This window comes from Bradyrhizobium sp. BWA-3-5 (assembly GCF_032917985.1).
Classification (GTDB): domain Bacteria; phylum Pseudomonadota; class Alphaproteobacteria; order Rhizobiales; family Xanthobacteraceae; genus Bradyrhizobium.
Window position 1 is genome coordinate 6,207,280 of the sequence record NZ_CP136626.1, and the last position, 17,812, is coordinate 6,225,091.

General features: G+C 64.1%; 17 protein-coding genes. 5 read left to right on the forward strand and 12 right to left on the reverse strand.

Going from position 1 to position 17,812, the window contains the following annotated elements:
- Window positions 1–22 precede the first annotated feature (22 nt).
- Window positions 23–1,417 (forward strand): nucleobase:cation symporter-2 family protein, encoded by a 1,395-nt coding sequence (locus RX331_RS29820; RefSeq protein WP_317253176.1) that lies wholly within the window; start codon window positions 23–25, stop codon window positions 1,415–1,417.
- A gap of 15 nt (window positions 1,418–1,432) precedes the next feature.
- Here RX331_RS29820 and uraD read toward each other — a convergent pair whose 3' ends face one another.
- The 3 genes from uraD to RX331_RS29835 are packed head-to-tail and all read right to left on the reverse strand — an operon-like array spanning window position 1,433 to window position 3,679.
- Window positions 1,433–2,314 (reverse strand): 2-oxo-4-hydroxy-4-carboxy-5-ureidoimidazoline decarboxylase, encoded by an 882-nt coding sequence (gene uraD, locus RX331_RS29825; RefSeq protein ID WP_317253177.1) that lies wholly within the window; start codon window positions 2,312–2,314, stop codon window positions 1,433–1,435.
- Between the two features lie 9 nt (window positions 2,315–2,323).
- Window positions 2,324–3,262 carry an allantoinase PuuE gene (puuE, locus tag RX331_RS29830; protein WP_317253178.1) on the reverse strand — a complete coding sequence of 313 codons (939 nt, stop codon included), beginning with the start codon at window positions 3,260–3,262 and terminating at the stop codon, window positions 2,324–2,326.
- 3 nt (window positions 3,263–3,265) lie between these two features.
- Complete coding sequence (locus tag RX331_RS29835; protein WP_057833489.1) at window positions 3,266–3,679, reverse strand: DUF3830 family protein; 414 nt, start codon at window positions 3,677–3,679, stop codon at window positions 3,266–3,268.
- A gap of 180 nt (window positions 3,680–3,859) precedes the next feature.
- Here RX331_RS29835 and RX331_RS29840 point away from each other — a divergent pair, with 180 nt between their 5' ends.
- Window positions 3,860–4,291, forward strand: coding sequence for a nuclear transport factor 2 family protein (locus tag RX331_RS29840; protein ID WP_317253179.1), 432 nt, complete (start codon window positions 3,860–3,862; stop codon window positions 4,289–4,291).
- A gap of 35 nt (window positions 4,292–4,326) precedes the next feature.
- Here the strand turns inward: RX331_RS29840 and RX331_RS29845 are convergent, their stop codons facing one another.
- Complete coding sequence (locus RX331_RS29845; protein ID WP_317253180.1) at window positions 4,327–5,469, reverse strand: mechanosensitive ion channel family protein; 1,143 nt, start codon at window positions 5,467–5,469, stop codon at window positions 4,327–4,329.
- 143 nt (window positions 5,470–5,612) lie between these two features.
- On the opposite strand from RX331_RS29845, the gene RX331_RS29850 reads away from it, so the two are divergent.
- Window positions 5,613–6,386 (forward strand): LLM class flavin-dependent oxidoreductase, encoded by a 774-nt coding sequence (locus RX331_RS29850; RefSeq protein ID WP_317253181.1) that lies wholly within the window; start codon window positions 5,613–5,615, stop codon window positions 6,384–6,386.
- 81 nt (window positions 6,387–6,467) lie between these two features.
- Entirely contained in the window at window positions 6,468–7,445 is a 978-nt protein-coding gene (locus tag RX331_RS29855) for an NADPH:quinone oxidoreductase family protein (RefSeq protein ID WP_317253182.1), read from the forward strand.
- A 67-nt stretch (window positions 7,446–7,512) separates the two neighbouring features.
- Here RX331_RS29855 and RX331_RS29860 read toward each other — a convergent pair whose 3' ends face one another.
- The 7 genes from RX331_RS29860 to RX331_RS29890 all read right to left on the reverse strand — a co-directional run bounded on the left by RX331_RS29860 (window position 7,513) and on the right by RX331_RS29890 (window position 15,275).
- A complete protein-coding gene (locus RX331_RS29860; RefSeq protein WP_317253183.1) occupies window positions 7,513–8,787 on the reverse strand; it encodes a SulP family inorganic anion transporter in 1,275 nt (424 codons plus the stop codon).
- Between the two features lie 320 nt (window positions 8,788–9,107).
- A complete protein-coding gene (gene uxuA / locus RX331_RS29865; protein ID WP_317253184.1) occupies window positions 9,108–10,298 on the reverse strand; it encodes a mannonate dehydratase in 1,191 nt (396 codons plus the stop codon).
- A 28-nt stretch (window positions 10,299–10,326) separates the two neighbouring features.
- Complete coding sequence (locus tag RX331_RS29870) at window positions 10,327–11,373, reverse strand: L-idonate 5-dehydrogenase (RefSeq protein WP_317253185.1); 1,047 nt, start codon at window positions 11,371–11,373, stop codon at window positions 10,327–10,329.
- The gene (locus RX331_RS29875) at window positions 11,370–12,776 is read right to left on the reverse strand and encodes a TRAP transporter large permease (RefSeq protein ID WP_317253186.1); all 1,407 of its coding nucleotides are present in this window, start codon (window positions 12,774–12,776) and stop codon (window positions 11,370–11,372) included. The genes RX331_RS29870 and RX331_RS29875 overlap by 4 nt, the downstream gene beginning before the upstream one ends.
- A 4-nt stretch (window positions 12,777–12,780) precedes the next feature.
- Entirely contained in the window at window positions 12,781–13,359 is a 579-nt protein-coding gene (locus tag RX331_RS29880; protein WP_317253187.1) for a TRAP transporter small permease, read from the reverse strand.
- 127 nt (window positions 13,360–13,486) lie between these two features.
- Window positions 13,487–14,461: a sialic acid TRAP transporter substrate-binding protein SiaP gene (locus RX331_RS29885; RefSeq protein WP_317253188.1), complete on the reverse strand. Its 975-nt coding sequence runs from the start codon at window positions 14,459–14,461 to the stop codon at window positions 13,487–13,489.
- A gap of 79 nt (window positions 14,462–14,540) precedes the next feature.
- On the reverse strand, window positions 14,541–15,275 hold the full coding sequence (locus RX331_RS29890; protein ID WP_317253189.1) for a FadR/GntR family transcriptional regulator: 735 nt from the start codon (window positions 15,273–15,275) through the stop codon (window positions 14,541–14,543).
- A gap of 122 nt (window positions 15,276–15,397) precedes the next feature.
- Here RX331_RS29890 and RX331_RS29895 point away from each other — a divergent pair, with 122 nt between their 5' ends.
- Window positions 15,398–16,930 (forward strand): mannitol dehydrogenase family protein, encoded by a 1,533-nt coding sequence (locus tag RX331_RS29895; protein WP_410708025.1) that lies wholly within the window; start codon window positions 15,398–15,400, stop codon window positions 16,928–16,930.
- Here RX331_RS29895 and RX331_RS29900 read toward each other — a convergent pair.
- The gene (locus tag RX331_RS29900) at window positions 16,927–17,757 is read right to left on the reverse strand and encodes an alpha/beta hydrolase (protein WP_317253190.1); all 831 of its coding nucleotides are present in this window, start codon (window positions 17,755–17,757) and stop codon (window positions 16,927–16,929) included. The genes RX331_RS29895 and RX331_RS29900 overlap by 4 nt on opposite strands.
- Window positions 17,758–17,812: the final 55 nt, after the last annotated feature.

A 17,812-nucleotide genomic window follows, 5' to 3' on the forward strand; every position in this document is an offset into this window, starting at 1 on the left:
GCACCAGGGGGGACTTCCGAACATGAGCAGTAAAATCCATGCAGTCGACGAGATGCTGCCGGCGCCACGCTTGCTGGCACTGGGCCTGCAACATGTGCTGGTGATGTATGCCGGCGCGGTCGCCGTGCCGCTGATCGTCGGTCGGGCCTTGAAGCTGCCGCCGGAGGACGTTGCCTTCCTGATCAGCGCGGACCTGTTTGCCTGCGGGGTCGCGACGCTGGTGCAATGCCTCGGCTTTCCCGGGGTCGGTATCAGGCTGCCGGTGATAATGGGCGTCACCTTTGCCTCCGTCAGCCCGATGCTGGCAATGGCGGCGTCGCCCGATATCGGCCTGCTCGGCATTTACGGCTCGGTGATCGCGGCCGGGCTGTTTGCCGTGGTCATCGCCCCCTTCGTGAGCCGGCTGCTGCCACTGTTCCCGCCGGTCGTGACCGGGACCATCATCCTGGTGATCGGAATCTCGCTGATGCGGGTCGGCGTCAATTGGGCCGGCGGCGGCCTGCCGACATTGACCAAGGTCGTCGACGGCGTGCCGGGCGCGTTCTCCAATCCCGCTTACGGTCAGTTGCAAGGGCTCGGGATTGCGCTGTTCGTGCTGCTGGTCATCCTCGGCCTGATCAAATGGGGCTCTGGATTCATTTCAAACGTCGCGGTGCTGCTTGGCATCGTGGCCGGCGCGATCCTCGCCGCCGCGCTCGGCGTCATGCATTTCGAAAAGGTCGCCGCCGCGCCGTGGGTCGCGATTGTGCTGCCGCTGCATTTCGGCGCGCCCAAATTCCAGTTGGTTCCGATCATCACCATGTGCATCGTGATGATCGTGGTGATGATCGAATCGCTCGGCATGTTCCTGGCGCTCGGCGAGATCACCGGCAAGACCGTCGACCGCGACGCGCTGACCCGCGGATTGCGGGCCGATGGCGTCGGCACGCTCCTGGGCGGACTGTTCAACACGTTTCCCTATACGTCGTTCTCGCAGAATGTCGGCCTCGTCGGGGTCACCGGCGTGCGCTCGCGCTGGGTGACGATCGCCGGCGGCGGCATCCTGCTGCTACTCGGGCTATTGCCGAAGATGGCGGCGCTGGTGGAGGCCGTGCCGCTGGTGGTGCTCGGCGGCGCCGGCCTCGTGATGTTCGGCATGGTCGCCGCCACCGGCGCGCGCATCCTCACCGCGGTCGATTTCAGGAACAACCGCTATAACCTGTTCGTGGTGGCGATCTCGGTCGGCTTCGGCATGATCCCGCTGGTGTCGCCGAACTTCTTCAAGCAATTGCCGCACGACCTGCACCCGCTGCTCGAATCCGGCATCCTGCTCAGCGCGCTGGTCGCGGTGACGCTGAACGCCTTCTTCAATGGCGTCGGCAGCAAGACGGCCGCGGAAGCCGATGCAGCCGCAGCGGCGGTAACGGCGACGCATTGAGGATGAAAGGCGCAACTAGCTGCCGCGATAGGTGGTATAGCTCCACGGCGTCACCAGCAGCGGCACGTGGAGATGGCCTTCCGGCTCGCTCACGGCAAACCGCAGCGGAATCTGGTCGAGGAACGGCGGGTCCAATATCGGCACGCCGCGTCCGGCAAAATAGTCGCCGACGCTGAACTTCAGTTCGTAGCGGCCGATCGGCACCGGCCGGCCGCCGATCAAGGGCTGATCGGTGCGGCCGTCGCTGTTGGTCGTGGCGCGCGCCACCACGCGGGACTGTCCGAGATCGGATAGTTCAGTAAGCTCGATCGAAATGCCCGCCGCCGGTTTGCCGCTATGGGTATCCAGCACATGGGTCGACAGGCGGCCATGCACCGGCAGCCTGTCGCCGGACGCAATGGACTGGTCGAGACGCAGCGCCGCGATCCGGCAGATTTCCGCGATCGATGTCCGGATTTCCGCGCTCGCCTCGTTTGGCAGACGGTGGGCGAAATCGCGCAGAATGGAATCGCGGGTATGGCGGCGGACGCAGACGATGTAAGGGAAGCCGAATTTTGTGCGGTAGGCAGTGTTGGCGCGCTCGAAGGCTTCAAATTCTGCATCCGACAGCCGATCGAGGCCGACACTGTCCTGCTCGGCACCAGACTCAGCAGTCAGGCCGGCGGCGCGCTGGGTCTTGTTGGCGAGGTCCGGATGCGCCTTGATCAGCTTCAGCCGTGCCTCATCCGGCGCGCGGTCGACCGCTGCCGTCATCGCCGCGAACAACGCTCCGATGCCGGCGAATGGCCGCAGCACCGCCACCGCTTCGGCCACCCACGGCGAATGCTCGAAGATGTTGGCCAGCGCGGCGACGAATTCATCCTTGCTGCAATGATTTAGCTCGGAAAGCTGCTTCATCGCTGCCGCCTATCCGATATCGAAGGCATCATTGGCAAGATGGGCGAGATAGGCGTGCCAATGCTGCGCGATCTGCAGCCGGGTCGGCACCCAGACGCGCTCATGCTTACCGATGTAGTCAAGGAAGCGCATCAGCGACGACGCCCGGCCGGGACGGCCGACCACCCGGCAATGCAGGCCGACCGACATCATCTTCGGCGCGGTCTCGCCTTCCGCATAAAGAACGTCAAAGCTGTCCTTGAGATAGGTGAAGAATTCGTCGCCGCCGCCAAAGCCCTGCGGGTTGATGAAGCGCATGTCGTTGGCATCGAGCGTATAGGGAATGACCAGATGCGGCTTCGAGCCGCGTGACCTGATCCAGTATGGCAGGTCGTCGGCATAGGAATCGCAGAGATACAGCAATCCGCCGGCTTCCATCAGAAGCCGCATCGTGTTGATCGAGGAGCGCCCGGTGTACCAGCCGAGCGGACGCGCCCCGGTCGCCTCGGTATGAACGCGGATCGCGGCCGCGATCTCGGTCCGCTCCTCCTTCTCCGACATGTCCTTGTGCTCGATCCACCGCAGGCCATGGCTGGCGATATCCCAGCCCGCCTCCTTCATGGCGGCGACCAGGTCGGGATTGCGTTGCAGCGCCTTGGCGACGCCGAACACGGTGGCCGGCAGATTGCGCTCGGTGAACATCCGCCACAGCCGCCAGAAGCCGGCGCGCGAGCCGTATTCGAACATGGATTCGATATTGGCGTGGCGCTGGCCCGGCCAGGGCTGCGCGCCCAATACGTCGGACAAAAAGGCTTCCGAGGCACGGTCGCCGTCGAGAACATTGTTCTCGCCGCCCTCCTCGAAATTCACCACGAACTGCACGGCGACGCGCGCCTCACCGGGCCACTTCGGATCGGGCGGGTTGCGCCCGTAGCCGCGGAAGTCGCGCGGATAGACGGGCGCGGCCATGGCTCAGACTTCCTCGAAGCGGATCTTTTGGGCACCCTTCCACAGCACCGTCTTGCCGAACGCCGTCAGGTTCTCCAGCCCCGAGGTCAGCGTGATGAAGTGGTTGCCGGCGAGCTGGCCCATCTTGCTGGCGAAATGCACGCCGCCATAGGCGAGCAGGATCTCGGTCTCGCTGATGCCGCCGGGATAGAGGATGATCTGGCCCGGCGCCGGATAGCTGGTGTGGTTCTCGTAGGAGACGCCGAAATCGAGATCGCCGAGCGGCATCCAGACCCCCTCGCCGCTCCAGCGGACATGAATCGCCTGGCTCTCGAACGGCATCGCCTTGCGGAAGGCGGCGACCGTTTTCGGCGCCAGTTGCTCCTCGAAACGGGCCTCGAAGGTGAATTCACCGGCACGGACAATCAGTTGGCTCATCGATCTCTTCTTCTGGATGCAGCTAAAGGAGGTAGTTCAGCCCGTATCCATTGCAGGGCGAAGGAGCGGAAGCAAGGCCGATTCCGACGTCCCCGGGCCTTGCGTCGGAGCAGCTTCGCTCCGAGCTGCCACGGAGCGGTGCTGCTGGAGCGCCCACTTTCAACCCGGGGAAAACGACCCATGGAGAACGCCGTAAGGAAGCTATTCGAGCGATACGAGAGCTTTTTCAATCGCTCACTGGATGGGAACCCTTGCATGGATGAGGTCGCTTCGCTGTATGCCTCGGAGTTCATCGCTGCCTCGCCTGGCGGCGTCATGACGGGGAAAAACGACGTTCAGCTCAAGCAGATGATGGCACAGGGATATGCACGCTATCGCGCGATCGGGACCAGAGAGATGCGCATCCGTCATATTCGTCTCTCGCCGATCGATCAGCATCACTGCATGGTCCATGTCGCCTGGACTGCGACTTATGCTCGCAAGGATCAAAATGACACAGCCATAGAGTTCGACGTTCACTACCTCGTTCAGAAGCTGGATGGCGACGCAAAAATCTTCGGCTGGGTGTCCGGCGATGAGCAGGCGCTTCTAAGGAAGCATGGTATCGTCTAATGCACCTTTCGGGTCCGGTTGAATCAGAGTGGGGCTCAGCTATGAGTCCGTGGCGGCGCCGGCCGCGACGGGGCGTCGCGATCGCCGAAGGTGCCTTCATAGTCTGCCAGCGGCGGCGATATCAGGGCTCGTTCGCGCGGGAAGGCTTCCGGCATCTCCTGCCGAATGAACGCCAGGAGCTTCTCCCTGATCTCGCAGCGCAGGTCCCAGGATTGCGGCGCACTCCTTGCGCTGACGAGGGCCCGAAGCTCGATCGACCGCGGGCTGGCCTCGATCACCTGGAGATTGACCACCGCGCCATCCCACAATTTGGACTCGCGGACCGCCTCCTCCAGCCGCTGCCGGATGCGCGAGACGTCGGTGCAATAGTCGACGTGAAGGACGATGGCGCCGATCAGCGACTGGGTATCGCGGGTCCAGTTCTGAAACGGACGCTCGATGAAGTAGGATAGCGGCACCACCATCCGCCGCCAGTCCCATAAACGGACCACGACATAGGTCGAGGCGATGTCTTCGACCCATCCCCATTCGTTCTCGATAATGACGGCGTCCTCGATCCGGATCGGCTGGGTGATCGCGATCTGCACGCCGGCAATGAGGTTGCTCAGGAGTGGTCGGGCAGCAAGACCGACGATCAGGCCGGCCGCGCCGGCGGAAGCGAACAGGCTGACGCCATATTGCTTGACGGATTCGAAAGTCATCAGGGCGGTCGAGATCGCAATGATGACAACGAGCGTATCGAGCACCCGCTTGAAGACACGAACCTGGGTCACATGCTTGCGGGCGAGGAAGTTCTCGTCGGTGTCGAGGCGAAAGCGCTGCAAATAGCGCGCCGCGCCCATGTCGACGGCGCGGACGGTAATCCATCCGATCAGCGCGATGACGGCGACGATGAAGAAGTGCTGGAGCTGCTCGCGCAGCACGTCATTGAGCGGCGCAGCCGGCAGCACCAGCGCGACGGCGACGAGACACAGCGCCAGCCGCGCGGGACCTGCGATCCGCTGCAGCAGCAGGCTAACCGCTGGCCAGCGCTCCCCGATCGCGCGTTTGATGATCCGTGCGGCAATGCCGTGCACGAACAGGGCGCTGATAATAGCGCCGACTACGAGACTGAGACCGACCAGCCATTGCGGCACCCAGCCCAACATCTGTTCCAACCATGACAGAAAATCGTCCATGCATATTCCCGCTGCGTAGCGCACGATCCGGCGCTAACGCAGCCTCCCACCGGGTGGGTCCCCCACCTGACGCAGCGCAGCAATTCACGGAGCGCAATTCGCTATTCGATCGGTTTGCTTTCGACCAGCTCACGCAGGGACGGATGGCGCTGCACATCATTGCCGGCACTAGCGACGCGGACCAGGCCAGCGAGGGCGATTTCCTGCCCAAGAACGACCGCTACCGCCGCGCCGGCGAATATCTGGAGGTGATGCGAAAGCTCTGGACCAGCGACAGCCCGATCGATCACAAGGGCGAGTTCTACCGCGTCGAAGGCGGCTATTCCGACATCAAGCCGTATCAGCAGCCCTGCCCGCCGCTGTTCTTTGGAGGCTCCTCCGGGGGCGCGCTGGAGATGGGGGCGAAGCATTGCGACGTGTTCGCGATTTTCGGCGAGCCGCTCAAGGAGACGCAGGAGCGGGTGCAGGATTTTCGTGGCCGCGCGGCGGCCTTCGGGCGCAGCGTCGGCTTCAACATGTCGCTGCGGCCGATCATGGCGGAGACCGAAGGCGCGGCGTGGGACAAGGCCAACGCCCTGCTGGCGGATGTCGAACGCAAGACCGGCGCCGCGCCGCAGCCGACCAACCATTCCGCGGAGCGCCTGCTCGGCTACGCCGCCCGCGGCGACGTCCATGACGAGCGGCTGTGGATGGGGATTGCCCGCGCCACCGGCGCGCCCGGCAACACCTCATGCCTGGTCGGAACTCCCGAGCAGATCGCAGCAGCTGTGCTGGAATATTACCGGCTCGGCATTCACTCTTTCCTGCTGCGCGGGTTCGAAAATCCCCATGACACCATGGCGATCGGCCGCGACCTGATTCCATTGATCAAGCAAGGCGCGCTCGCCATAGACCGGCAGGCCGAGGCGGCCGAATAGCGTTCGACCCAAATCCGAAAGCACCTCAAGGCCCGGCGCAAGGCCTTGGCGCAGGACGAGAAAACGCATGAGAGAATTTGCATGAAGGCCGTCGTCGTCGAGAATTATGATGCGATCGACGGTATTTCGATCAGGCAGATCGACACGCCCGGCATCTCCAAAGGCGAAGTCCGCGTCAAGGTCGGCGCCGCCGCAATCGGCTTCGTCGACGGCTTGAAAGTGCAAGGGCTCTACCAGACCAAGGACCCGCTGCCGTTCGTGCCAGGGACGGAATTTGCCGGCGTCGTCGATGCCGTGGCTGGCGACGTCAGCGCCTTCAAGCCAGGCATGCCCGTGGTTGGAATGACCCGCTCCGGCGCGCTGGCCGAATACATCACGGTGCCGTCGGCGGCGCTCAAGAACCTGCCGCCGCAGGTGCCGTTCGAGACCGCCGCCTCGTTTCAGGCCAATTATCTCACCGGGCTTTACGCCCTCGACGCCCGTGCCTCGCTGCTCTCAGGCGAGATATTACTGGTGCTCGGCGCGGCCGGCGGTGTCGGCATCGCCGCGGTTCAGATCGGCAAGCTGATGGGCGCGCGGGTGATCGCCGCAGCCTCGACCGCGGAGAAGCGCGACTTTGCGCTCCGATACGGTGCGGATCAGACCATCGATTACACCAGAGCGGACTGGCGCGACACGCTCAAGGAATTGACCGGCGGCCACGGGCCGGACGTGATCTTCGATCCGGTCGGCGGCGAGGTTTCGCTGCAGGCGTTTCGCTCGATCGCCTGGCGCGGGCGGCATCTCGTGGTCGGCTTCGCCTCCGGCACCATTCCGGCGCTGGCATTCAACCTGCCGCTGCTCAAGGGCGGCGCCCTGCTCGGCGTCGACCTCGCGCAGATCCAGCGCCGCGAGCCGGGGACTCACACAAGGCTGATGGCGCAGTTGTTCGACTGGCTGGCCTCGGGCCAATTGCAGCCCGTGGTCGGCAAGGTCGTGCCGTTCGAGAATTTCCGCGAGGCGTTCAAAACCATGCAGTCGCGATCGGCGCTGGGCAAGATGGTCGTCACATTCGGCTGACGCTCACGTGTCGATAGCGCCTGCCGTCACGATGTGTCCGCAGTTTGCGATCGGGCTGGCCGAAGGATTAGGCGCGAGCGCGCACGCGATCATAGACCGCGAATGCCGCCGCCAGCGCGCATCCGACGATGATGCCGACAGTCAGGTCTTCGATCAGCGTCAGGCCGAAGGTCGCGATTAAGACGCAGGCCGGGCGCCACTCACGGAGCAGGCGAAGAAACTCCTCCTTCTCCGCCATGTTCCAGCATACTACCACCAGCACGCCAGCCAGCGCCGACAGCGGAACGAAGCTTGCCAACCGTGCGCCGGCCACCATGAACGCCAAAACGAACAACGCATGCGCCATGCCGGAGACCGGGCTGCGGGCGCCGGCACGGATATTGGTCGCGGTGCGCGCGATTGTGCCGGTGACGCTGATGCCGCCGAAGATGGCGGAGGCGATGTTGGCGATGCCCTGCGCCACGACTTCCATATTGTAGCGGTGCTTGCGCCCGGTCATGCCGTCGGCGACCTTCGCCGAGAGCAGGCTTTCGACCGCGCCAAGTAGCGTGAAGGACAGCGCCGTTGGCAGCACTTCGATAACCCATGCATAGGAGATCAGCGGCACGTGCGGCGACGGCAAACCGTCGGGCAATTGCCCGAACCGGCTGCCAATGGTCTCGACAGGAAGCTGAAACAGCCACGCCGCCACGGCTGCGAGGATCACCGCGATCAGCATTCCCGGCCAGTTCGGCGCGAGCCGCCGCAACAGGAAGATCAGCCCCGCCGAGCCAATGCCGACAACCAGTGCGGCCGGCCTAGTGGTCGGCAAGGACTGCGCAAGCACTGCAAGTTTTGGCAAGAGCTGGCCGGGCTCGGCGCCGGGCAGCTTCAGGCCGCCGAGATCTTTGAGCTGACTGGCGAAGATCGTGACCGCGATGCCGCAGGTGAAGCCGACGGTCACTGCATGGGGTATATAGCGGATCAGCACGCCGAGCCGCAAAAGGCCGATCAGCGTCAGCATGAAACCGGAGATGAACACGGTCAGCAGCAGCCCCTCGAGACCGAACCGCGTGACGGTGGCCGCGACCAGGACGATGAACGCGCCGGCGGGGCCGCCGATCTGATAACGGCTGCCACCCAGCGCCGATACTAAAAAGCCGCCGATGACGGCGGCATATAATCCCCGCTCGGGGGATACGCCCGAGGCGACGGCGATCGCCATCGAGAGCGGCAGCGCGACGATCGCAACCGTCAGTGCCGCCAGCATGTCCTTTCGGAAGCTGTCGAGGCTGTAGCCCTCCGTGAGAACGGTGACGAGCTTGGGGCGGTAATGATGGGCGGTGGCAGAGCCGTCAGGCATTGCAAGTAACCAATGGGGATTCGTCGATTATAGCGACGCGGCAAAGCGGGAACTACTCCCCGTCATGCCCCTGGCGCGCGTGCGAGCCCCGTAAAAGCACGGCATTTGCCGGCATCGACATGCTCACGTTGCATCAAACGCATGACGCACCTGCGCACCGCTTCCCGCGCCGCCGCAGCGTGGCCGTTTTGATCTATGGATCCGGGGCAGAGTCGCAATATTCCAAGGCTTGCCGTGACCCGAAATTATTGCGCCGGACAAAAATCGCGAAAACAACCCCATGCAAAGTAGAACGGGCCTATCTCGCAGCGCCTCCTGCCCTAGCCGTGCTCGATGGCGCGGATGGCGCCGCGCAGTTCGGCGAGGCCGCGCAGGCGGCCGATCGCGGTGTAGCCGGGATTCGTGCGCTTCGCGGCCGCGAGGTCGTCGAGCATGCGATGGCCGTGATCGGGCCGGAATACGATCTGCTTGTCCGATGAGCGCTTGCGGTTCTCGGTCAGCAGTGCCTTGAGCACCGCGATCATGTCGACGTCGCCGTCGAGATGATCGGACTCGAAGAACGACAGGCCATCGGCTTCGCGCTTGGTGGCGCGCAGATGAGCGAAACCGATCCGCGGCGCGAAGCGTTTTGCCATCGCGGACAGATCATTTTCCGCGCGCACGCCGAGCGATCCCGTGCAGAAGCAGATGCCGTTGGCCTTGGACGGTACCGCATCGAACAGCGCCTGATAATCTTCCGCCGAGGATGCGATGCGCGGCAGGCCGAACAGCGGGCGCGGCGGATCGTCCGGATGCAGCGTCAGCTCCACGCCGAGTTGCTCGGCGACCGGCGCGACGCGGGCGAGGAATTCGCTGAGGTGCTTGCGCAGCACCCTGGAATCGATGCCGCGATATTGCTGCAGGCGATCACGGAATTGCGGGATGGTCAGGGGATCGGTGGTCGATCCCGGCAAGGCGCTGGCAATGTTGGTGACGAGGACATCGATATCGGCCTGCGTCATCCGCGAATAGACGTCCTTGGCGCGGCGCTGCGCGGCTTCCGAGTATTCGGCCGGCGCCTCGGGTCGCTCAAGGATGTGCAGGTCGAACGCCGCGAACCGCTCCTGGTCGAAGCGCATCGCCTTGGCGCCGTTCGGCAGCTCCCATTCGAGATCGGTGCGGCACCAGTCTACGACCGGCATGAAGTTGTAGCAGATGATCTTGATGCCGGCGGCAGCCACCGCCTCCATGCTGGCAATCCAGGCCGCGATCGAGCGCGTCGCGCCGCCCCCGAGCCGCTTGACGTCATCAGGCACCGGAATCGACTCCACCACCGACCACGTCAGCTGCGAGCGTCCCGGTTGCGAGTTCTCAATCAGGTTCTTGCGTTCCTCCACGGCTGCGGGGGTCCAGGCTTCGCCGATCGGCACCTGATGCAGCGCCGTCACCACGTCGGTCGCGCCGGCCTGGCGGATATCGTCGAGCGATACGGGATCGTTGGGCCCGTACCACCGCCATCCCTGCAGCATCATGGGCGATCTCCTGCGGTCTGAATTACGATCAAGCGGTCAGCACGACCTTGACGCTCTGCGAGCGGTCGAGCGCGAGCCGGACCGCGTCCGGCGCAACCGCGAGCGGGCGTTGCGCCGTCACCAGCGACAGCACGTCGACGCTGCCGTCGGCGATGAGGTCGAGTGCGGTGAAGAATTCCTCGCCGAAGCGGAACGAGCCGCGCAGGTCGATCTCCTTGGCCATGACGGCATTCGCCGGCACCGGGATCTGCCCGCCCGGCAGATTGCCAATCTGAACCACCACGCCGCCTCGCCTGACGGTGGCGATCGCGCTGGCAAGGCCGGCAGCCGTTCCAGATACCTCGAAGGCGACATCGAAGGGCTTTGCCGCCGCTTCTGCTTTCAGCGCGTCCTCACCGCCGGAGGTATCGACGACGCTGTTGGCGCCGAGCCTGGTGGCGAATGCCAGCGGCGCGGCCGCGATGTCGACGACGGTCGTCTCGGAGATCCCCGCGCGCTTCGCCGCCAGCATGGTGAGCAAGCCAATCGGGCCGGCGCCGAACAGCACGGCGCGCTTGCCGTCGACGTCGCCGGCACGGGCGACGGCATGCAGGCAGACCGCGAGGGGTTCGGCGAGCGCTGCCGCCTGATAGGTCACGTGATCAGGAATCTTCACGCACTGCGCCGGGATGGCGTCGAAATAGGAGGCAAAACCGCCCTGCATATGCGGGGTCTTGGAGGCTGAGCCCATGAAGAAGATATTCTCGCACAAGTTCTGCCGCTTCTCCCGGCACGGCTTGCAATGGCCGCACCAGCGCGACGGATTGACGGCGACACGGTCGCCGACCTTCACGCCCGGCGCGCTGCCCGCGATCTCCACGACCTCGCCCGCGATCTCGTGGCCGAGCACCAGCGGCGAGGTGACGACGAAGTCGCCGGTGCGGGCATGGCGATAGTAGTGCATATCGGAGCCGCAGATGCCGCCGGCGCCGAAGCGGATTCGCACCATGCCCGCGGCCAGCGGATCGAGCGGCCGCTCGACCATGCGCAGATCTTCCGGACCGAACAGCGTTGCAGCCAAAGCTTTCGAGGTCATTTTGAGAGTCCCATATATTTAGGCAGCCAGAGCGTCAGCTCCGGGATGTAGGTGATGGCGGCGAGCGCCAGAAGCAGCGGCACGAGCCAGGGCAGGATCGCCATGGTCGTCCGCTCGACGGACAGTTTCGCGACGCGTGCCAGCACGAACAGCACCATGCCGAGTGGCGGATGCAGCAGCCCGATCATCAGGTTCAGCGTCATGATCAGGCCGAAGTGGATCGGGTCGATGCCGAGCTTGAGCACGATCGGCAACAGGATCGGCACCAGAATGGTGATGGCGGCGATGGTGTCGATGAAGCAGCCGACGAACAGGATCAGGATGTTGGCGAGCAGCAGGAACACCCATTTGTTTTGGGTGATACCGAGCATCGCGTCCGTCAGCGTCTGCGCCGCCTGCGACACCGTGAGCAGCCAGGCGAAGATCGAGGCGGCCGTGACGATGAACAACACGGAAGCCGTAGTCTCGATGGTGTCGAAGGTTGCCTTCGCCACCGTCTGCAGGGTCATCGAACGGTAGCGCACGAGGCCGAGGAACAGCGACCAGATCACCGCGGCGACCGCGGCTTCCGTCGGCGTGAACCAGCCGAGCGTCATGCCGCCGATCAGAATCACCGGCGCCATCAGCGCCATCACGGCGGAGAAATCGAAATACCAGTCGAGCGCGAGCAGCGCGACGAGGCCGATGCCGACCGCCATGTTCACCGAGAGCCCGGCGAGAACCATGAGCCAGACCACCAGCGGAAACGCGAACACGATGATGATTTCGAGCGTGGCCGCGCCGAGCTGCGGCCAGGAGAAAGGCGTGTCGCTGCCCCAGCCGCGCCGGTAGGCGAACCAGGCGACCGTCGCCATCATCGCCAGCGTCATGACGACGCCGGGGATCACGCCGCCAAGAAACAGCGCGCCGATCGAGACGTTCGCCATCATGCCGTAGATCACGAACGGCAGCGACGGCGGGATGATCGGGCCGAGGGTAGCGGACGCCGCGGTGACCCCGACCGCGAACTCGGTCGAGTAGCCGTGGTCCTTCATCGCCTTGATCTCGATGGTGCCGAGGCCTGCGGCATCCGCAATCGCGGTACCGGACATGCCGGAGAAGATCACCGAGCCGATGATGTTGACGTGGCCGAGGCCGCCGCGCATCCAGCCGACCAGCGCGACCGCGAACTTGTAGATGCGCCCGGTGACACCAGCGATATTCATGAGGTTGCCGGCCAAGATGAAGAACGGCACGGCGAGCAGCGGAAAGCTCTCGACGCCGGCGATCATGCGCTGCGCCAGCGTGACATCGGGCGTGATGCCGGTGACGAGAATGTAGAGCAACGACGAGGCCGCCATGGCGAGCGCGACCGGCAGGCCGAGCAGCATCAGCAGCAGAAATCCCCCAAGCAGCAGCAGCATCGCCCTACCCTTCCGTTCCGTCGAATGCGCCGGGGCGCTCCAGAATCGAATAACCCCGTCGCCAGTTCTCGACCGCAATCTGGATCGAGCGCGCGAACATCAGAGCGAAGCCAAGCAGCACGGCGTAATAGACAAAACCCTTCTGGAACTTGATCGTGGTCATCCGCTCATCGCCGATGATCTGGATGAACTGCCAGACCAGTACGATCGCGTAGCCGAAGAAGGCGATCCGGATCAGGTCGATCACCGTCGACAGCCCGCGCGCCACGACATGCGGCAGGTAGCGGAACACGAGATCGACCTGGATGTGCCGCGACAGCCGCACGCACATCGCCGAGCCGATGAAGACGACGCCGATCAGGCAGTAGGTCGCGATCTCCTCGGTCCAGGCGTAGCTGTCGTTGAGGACATAGCGGGTGAAGAACTGCAGGAACACGGACAGCGCCATGATCCAGAAGATCACCAGCGCCAGCCAGTCCTCCGGCGCGTAGCCACTGAGATCGGCGCCCTTCGGGACCTCGTCCTCGAAGGTATGGGCGATCTCATCCGCCGTGATCTGTTTGTGAACTTCAGCCGTCGACATGCGCTTGTTCCCCAAATAGCGTCGCATGATTGACTCACGTCATTCCGGGGCGATGCGAAGCATCGAACCCGGAATCTCGAGATTCCGGGTGCGGCTCTTCGAGCCGCCCCGGAATGACAACTCCTTGCTACTTCACCGCCTGGATACGTTCCCAGTCGGCCTTGCGATAGTCGAAGCTCTCAAAGCTCACATTCTTGAGCACGGTGTCGCGGAACTCGTCCTTGTTGACCTCGGTCACCGTCAAGCCCTTCTGCTTGAAGAAATCGACCAGCTTGCCCTCGTTGGTCTTGATTTCGGCGGTGGCCTTCGTGGCCGCTTCCTGTGCGACTTCAGTGAAGATCTTGCGATCTTCTTCCGAGAGCTTCTTCCAGAGTGCGGCGGAGGCCACGGTGTTGAGATGATCGACGATGTGGCCGGTCAGCACGATGTGCTTCTGCACCTCGTAGAACTTCTTGGCCTCGATCGTGGTGAGCGGGTTTTCCTGGGCTTCCACGGTGCCGTTCTGCAGGGCGAGATAGACTTCCGCAAAGGCGATCGGCGCGGTATTGGAGCCGCAGGCGCGCGGCATCGCCAGATAGGCCGGTACGTCAGGCACGCGGATCTTGAGCCCCTTCATATCGGCGCAGGTCTTGATCGGCTTGTTCGAAGAGGTGTGGCGCACACCATAATAGGTCACCGCCAGGATGCGATGACCGGTCTTGTCCTCGTAGCCCTTCGCGAGCTCCTTGAAGACGTCGCTCTTGGTGTAGGCCAGGAGATGATCGGCATCGCGGAAGGTGTAGGGGTAATAAGTCACGCCGATCGGCGGAAAGCTCTTGGCCGCGAAGCTCGAGCCGGAAATGATCATGTCGACCGAGCCGAGCGAAAGCCCCTGGTTGATGTCGGTTTCCTTGCCGAGCTGCGAGGCCGGATAGACGTCGATCTGATAGCGCCCATTGGTGCGCTTGTTGATCTCGCCGGCGGCCCAGACCGAGGCGGTGTGGAACGGCTCCGAGGTTTCGTACACATGCGCCCATTTCAGCTTGGTCTGCGCCATGCCTGATGTGGTCGCTGCCAGAAGCGCAGCCGACGCCGCGAAGGCAATCGTCAATTTCTTCAACATTTGAATTTCCTCCCTTGCTCCAAATTGCTTTTGTTACCCAACCGGCCCGGCACTTCGCCGCACCGTTCGAATTGTTGTCTCAGCCGCTCCTTAGCGAGGCGCGGGCGGTTAAGGCCTGTGTTCCAAAATTCTGCGCAAAACGTCTTTGCGAGCGCGCCAGATGCTCGCGCATCGCCTCGCGCGCCGTATCCGGATCGTGGGCCGCGATGGCATCGCGGATCGCCCGGTGGTCGGCGAGTGCCGCATTCCAGGACGAAGGATTCTCGAAATAATGCGCGAGCTTGGCAAAGTAGGGATTGAGCCGCTGGTCGAACAATTCGCCGACCACGCGCACCAGCACGGCATTATCGAGACAACCGGCCACCGCGACATGGAACGCGCGGTCATGAACCATCGAGGCTTCGCCGGGATGCTGGACGGTCGCCATCGCCTCCAGCGAAGCGTCGATGCGCGCGATGTCTTCAGGCCGCGCCACGCGCGCGGCTTGCTCGGCAATGGCCCCCTCGAGGAATTCGCGCGCACGCAACAGCTCGAACGGGCCTTCGATCTCGCTCGTAGCTGGCGGCAGGGGCGCGAGCGGCGGCGGTTCGCAGACATAAATGCCGGAGCCGACGCGAATGCGGACCCTGCCCTCGACTTCGAGCGCGATCAGGGCCTCGCGTACCGTCGGCCGCGATACTTTCAACTGTTCGGCAAGATCACGTTCGGTCGGAAGACGGCTGCCGACGCCGTATTCGCCGCTGTCGATCAAGGCGCGAAGCTGATCGGCAACCTGGCGATAAAGGCGTCGCGCTTCCACGGCTTCGAGCGGCACGCTCGGCTCTCCCTGACGATCCCAAACGTGAATCGATTTTTCTTGCTTTGATCGGATCAAGGCCAATAAATCCGGAACATTGGCCTGACCAATTGACCGGAAATTGATGGATTGAGCTCGATATGTCAAGCGAAACGACGAAAAGCCGGCCCTATGGATCGAAATCCGGTGATTTGCGCCTGTCCGAGGCCAATCTCGACAAGCTGCCAGACCAGATGCGCCGGCCGGCCTATGACCGCTCGCGCGTCACACCGGGCATCGTCCACCTCGGCATTGGCGCGTTTCACCGCGCACATCAGGCCGTGGTGATCGACGACCTCATCGCCGGCGGCGCGACCGAATGGGGAATCATCGGAGCGAGCTTGCGCAGTCCGGACACGCGCGATGCGCTCGCCACGCAGGATGGCCTCTACACGCTCGCCGTCCGCTCCGGCGAAGGCACCGATCACCGCATTATCGGCTCGGTCCTCGCGCTGGAAGTCGCCAGGGAGAAGCCGGGCCATTTGATCGCGCGCCTGGCCAATCCGGCGACGCGCATCGTCTCGCTGACCGTCACTGAGAAGGGCTATTGCCACACGCCGCAGACCGGCGAACTCGACGAAGCTCATCCCGACATCGTTCACGACCTGCAGAATCCGGGCACGGCGCGCTCGGCGATCGGCTTGCTGGTGGCCGCGCTCTCGCGACGGCGGATCGCCGGCGAGCCCCCCTTCACGGTTCTGTCCTGCGACAATCTTTCCGCCAACGGCCACACGGTGGGCCGCATCGTGACGCAGTTCGCCGCACTTCGCTCGCGCAATCTCGCCAACTGGATCGAGGCCGAGGTCGCCTTCCCTTCCACCATGGTGGACCGCATCGTGCCCGAGACCACGGACGCCGACCGCGCCGCGGTGTCATCCGCGCTCGGCATGATTGACGCGTGGCCCGTCGTCACCGAGCCGTTCACGCAATGGATCGTCGAAGACCGCTTTCCGGCCGGCCGGCCGGATTTCGCCGCCGCCGGTGTGCAGTTGGTGTCCGACGTGACGCCGTTCGAGCACATGAAGCTGCGGCTGCTCAACGCCAGCCATTCGGCGCTGGCCTATCTCGGCTATCTCGCAGGGCATGAGACCATCGCGTCCACGATGACCGATCCGCATTTTGCGGCCCTTGCCCGGCAGGTGATGCTCGACGCGGCGCCGACGCTGGCGATGCCCGAAGGAACGGACCTTGCGTCCTATGGCGCCTCGCTGCTGCGGCGTTTCTCAAATCCTGCCCTACATCACCGCACCTGGCAGATCGCGATGGATGGCTCGCAGAAACTGCCGCAGCGCCTGCTCGCCACGATGCAGGACCGGCTGCGGCTGGGACTGCCGATCGAAACCCACGCGCTCGCGGTGGCCGGCTGGATGCGTTACGTCACCGGCACCGACGAGCACGGCCGTACGATCGACGTCCGCGATCCGTTGGCCGCGAAGCTGAAGGCAATTGCCGAGAGCGCGGGCCCGGTCGCGGAACGGCTCGCGCCGGCGCTACTGGAGGTCGACGGCATTTTTGGTACGCTCGGCGCCGATCCGCGCATGCGCAGCGCCGTCACCGCGGCGCTCACCAAACTTTTTGCAGTTGGCGCGCGTCAGGCCGTACAGACGTTTCAGCCAACGTCATCGGCAGGCTAAGTCGACAGCAACATCCTGGTGAGCTGGTGATCGGGATCAGCGAGCCCGTCGATGACGTCGAAATGATGCCGGCCGGGCTCTTCGATCACGCAGGTTTTCGCGCCGAGCCCGGTCCAGATGTTGGCCAGCAGCGCGTTCTGGCGGATGAATTCCGGGCGCTCGGCGCTGCCCACCCAGCACGTCACGCGGGCATTGGGCATCGGCGCCAGCAAGGCCGGGCTTTCCACGCGCGCCTCCGCCTCGTCGATGCGAAGCTCGACATTCATCGCGGCCTTCATCAGCGGGCGGAGATCATGAACGCCTGACATCGAGACCGTGTGACGGATGCGCGCGCGGACACCGTCCGGAAGCGGCGACGTCGCCGAAATCATGCGCGTCACCAGATGACCGCCCGCGGAATGGCCGGCGAGATGAAGCGGGCCGTCGACCATCGCGGCGGCGCGCGCGATGGCCACGCCAATTTCGCGTGTGATCTCGGCGATGCGCACCTCCGGGCACAGTGTATAAGAGGGCATCGCCACGGCATAGCCGCTCTCGACCGAGCCGCGCGCGAGGTGCGACCAAAAGCTCTTGTCGAGCGCCTTCCAGAATCCGCCATGCACGAAGACGACCAGGCCCTTTGGCCGGCCTTCCGGGCTAAATAGATCGAAGCGGTTTCGTTCCCGCTCGCCATAGCTGACGTCGAGCGTTGCGCGGCCGCTGGCTTGCAGCGCACCGCGATAGGCCTGCGCCGGCTGCACCCACGCGGTCGGCCAGCGATCACCGCCCGGAATGTTCGGAGCGTTCGCATAGGCGTCGCTCCAGTCGGAAATCTGATGAAAGATCACGTGGGCTCGGTATCCATTCTGGCGGTGCGGAGAGATGCCTCCAGGCAGTCTATAC

Excerpts from the sequence above, each read along its gene's own strand:
- RX331_RS29885 (WP_317253188.1), bottom strand. The coding sequence starts at position 14,461 with ATGTTGAAGAAATTGACGATTGCCTTCGCGGCGTCGGCTGCGCTTCTG.
- uraD (WP_317253177.1), bottom strand. The coding sequence starts at position 2,314 with ATGAAGCAGCTTTCCGAGCTAAATCATTGCAGCAAGGATGAATTCGTC.
- uxuA (WP_317253184.1), bottom strand. The coding sequence starts at position 10,298 with ATGATGCTGCAGGGATGGCGGTGGTACGGGCCCAACGATCCCGTATCG.
- RX331_RS29850 (WP_317253181.1), top strand. The coding sequence starts at position 5,613 with ATGGCGCTGCACATCATTGCCGGCACTAGCGACGCGGACCAGGCCAGC.
- RX331_RS29835 (WP_057833489.1), bottom strand. The coding sequence starts at position 3,679 with ATGAGCCAACTGATTGTCCGTGCCGGTGAATTCACCTTCGAGGCCCGT.
- RX331_RS29840 (WP_317253179.1), top strand. The coding sequence starts at position 3,860 with ATGGAGAACGCCGTAAGGAAGCTATTCGAGCGATACGAGAGCTTTTTC.
- RX331_RS29820 (WP_317253176.1), top strand. The coding sequence starts at position 23 with ATGAGCAGTAAAATCCATGCAGTCGACGAGATGCTGCCGGCGCCACGC.
- RX331_RS29870 (WP_317253185.1), bottom strand. The coding sequence starts at position 11,373 with ATGACCTCGAAAGCTTTGGCTGCAACGCTGTTCGGTCCGGAAGATCTG.
- RX331_RS29855 (WP_317253182.1), top strand. The coding sequence starts at position 6,468 with ATGAAGGCCGTCGTCGTCGAGAATTATGATGCGATCGACGGTATTTCG.
- RX331_RS29875 (WP_317253186.1), bottom strand. The coding sequence starts at position 12,776 with ATGCTGCTGCTGCTTGGGGGATTTCTGCTGCTGATGCTGCTCGGCCTG.
- puuE (WP_317253178.1), bottom strand. The coding sequence starts at position 3,262 with ATGGCCGCGCCCGTCTATCCGCGCGACTTCCGCGGCTACGGGCGCAAC.
- RX331_RS29895 (WP_410708025.1), top strand. The coding sequence starts at position 15,398 with ATGTCAAGCGAAACGACGAAAAGCCGGCCCTATGGATCGAAATCCGGT.
- RX331_RS29860 (WP_317253183.1), bottom strand. The coding sequence starts at position 8,787 with ATGCCTGACGGCTCTGCCACCGCCCATCATTACCGCCCCAAGCTCGTC.
- RX331_RS29880 (WP_317253187.1), bottom strand. The coding sequence starts at position 13,359 with ATGTCGACGGCTGAAGTTCACAAACAGATCACGGCGGATGAGATCGCC.
- RX331_RS29845 (WP_317253180.1), bottom strand. The coding sequence starts at position 5,469 with ATGGACGATTTTCTGTCATGGTTGGAACAGATGTTGGGCTGGGTGCCG.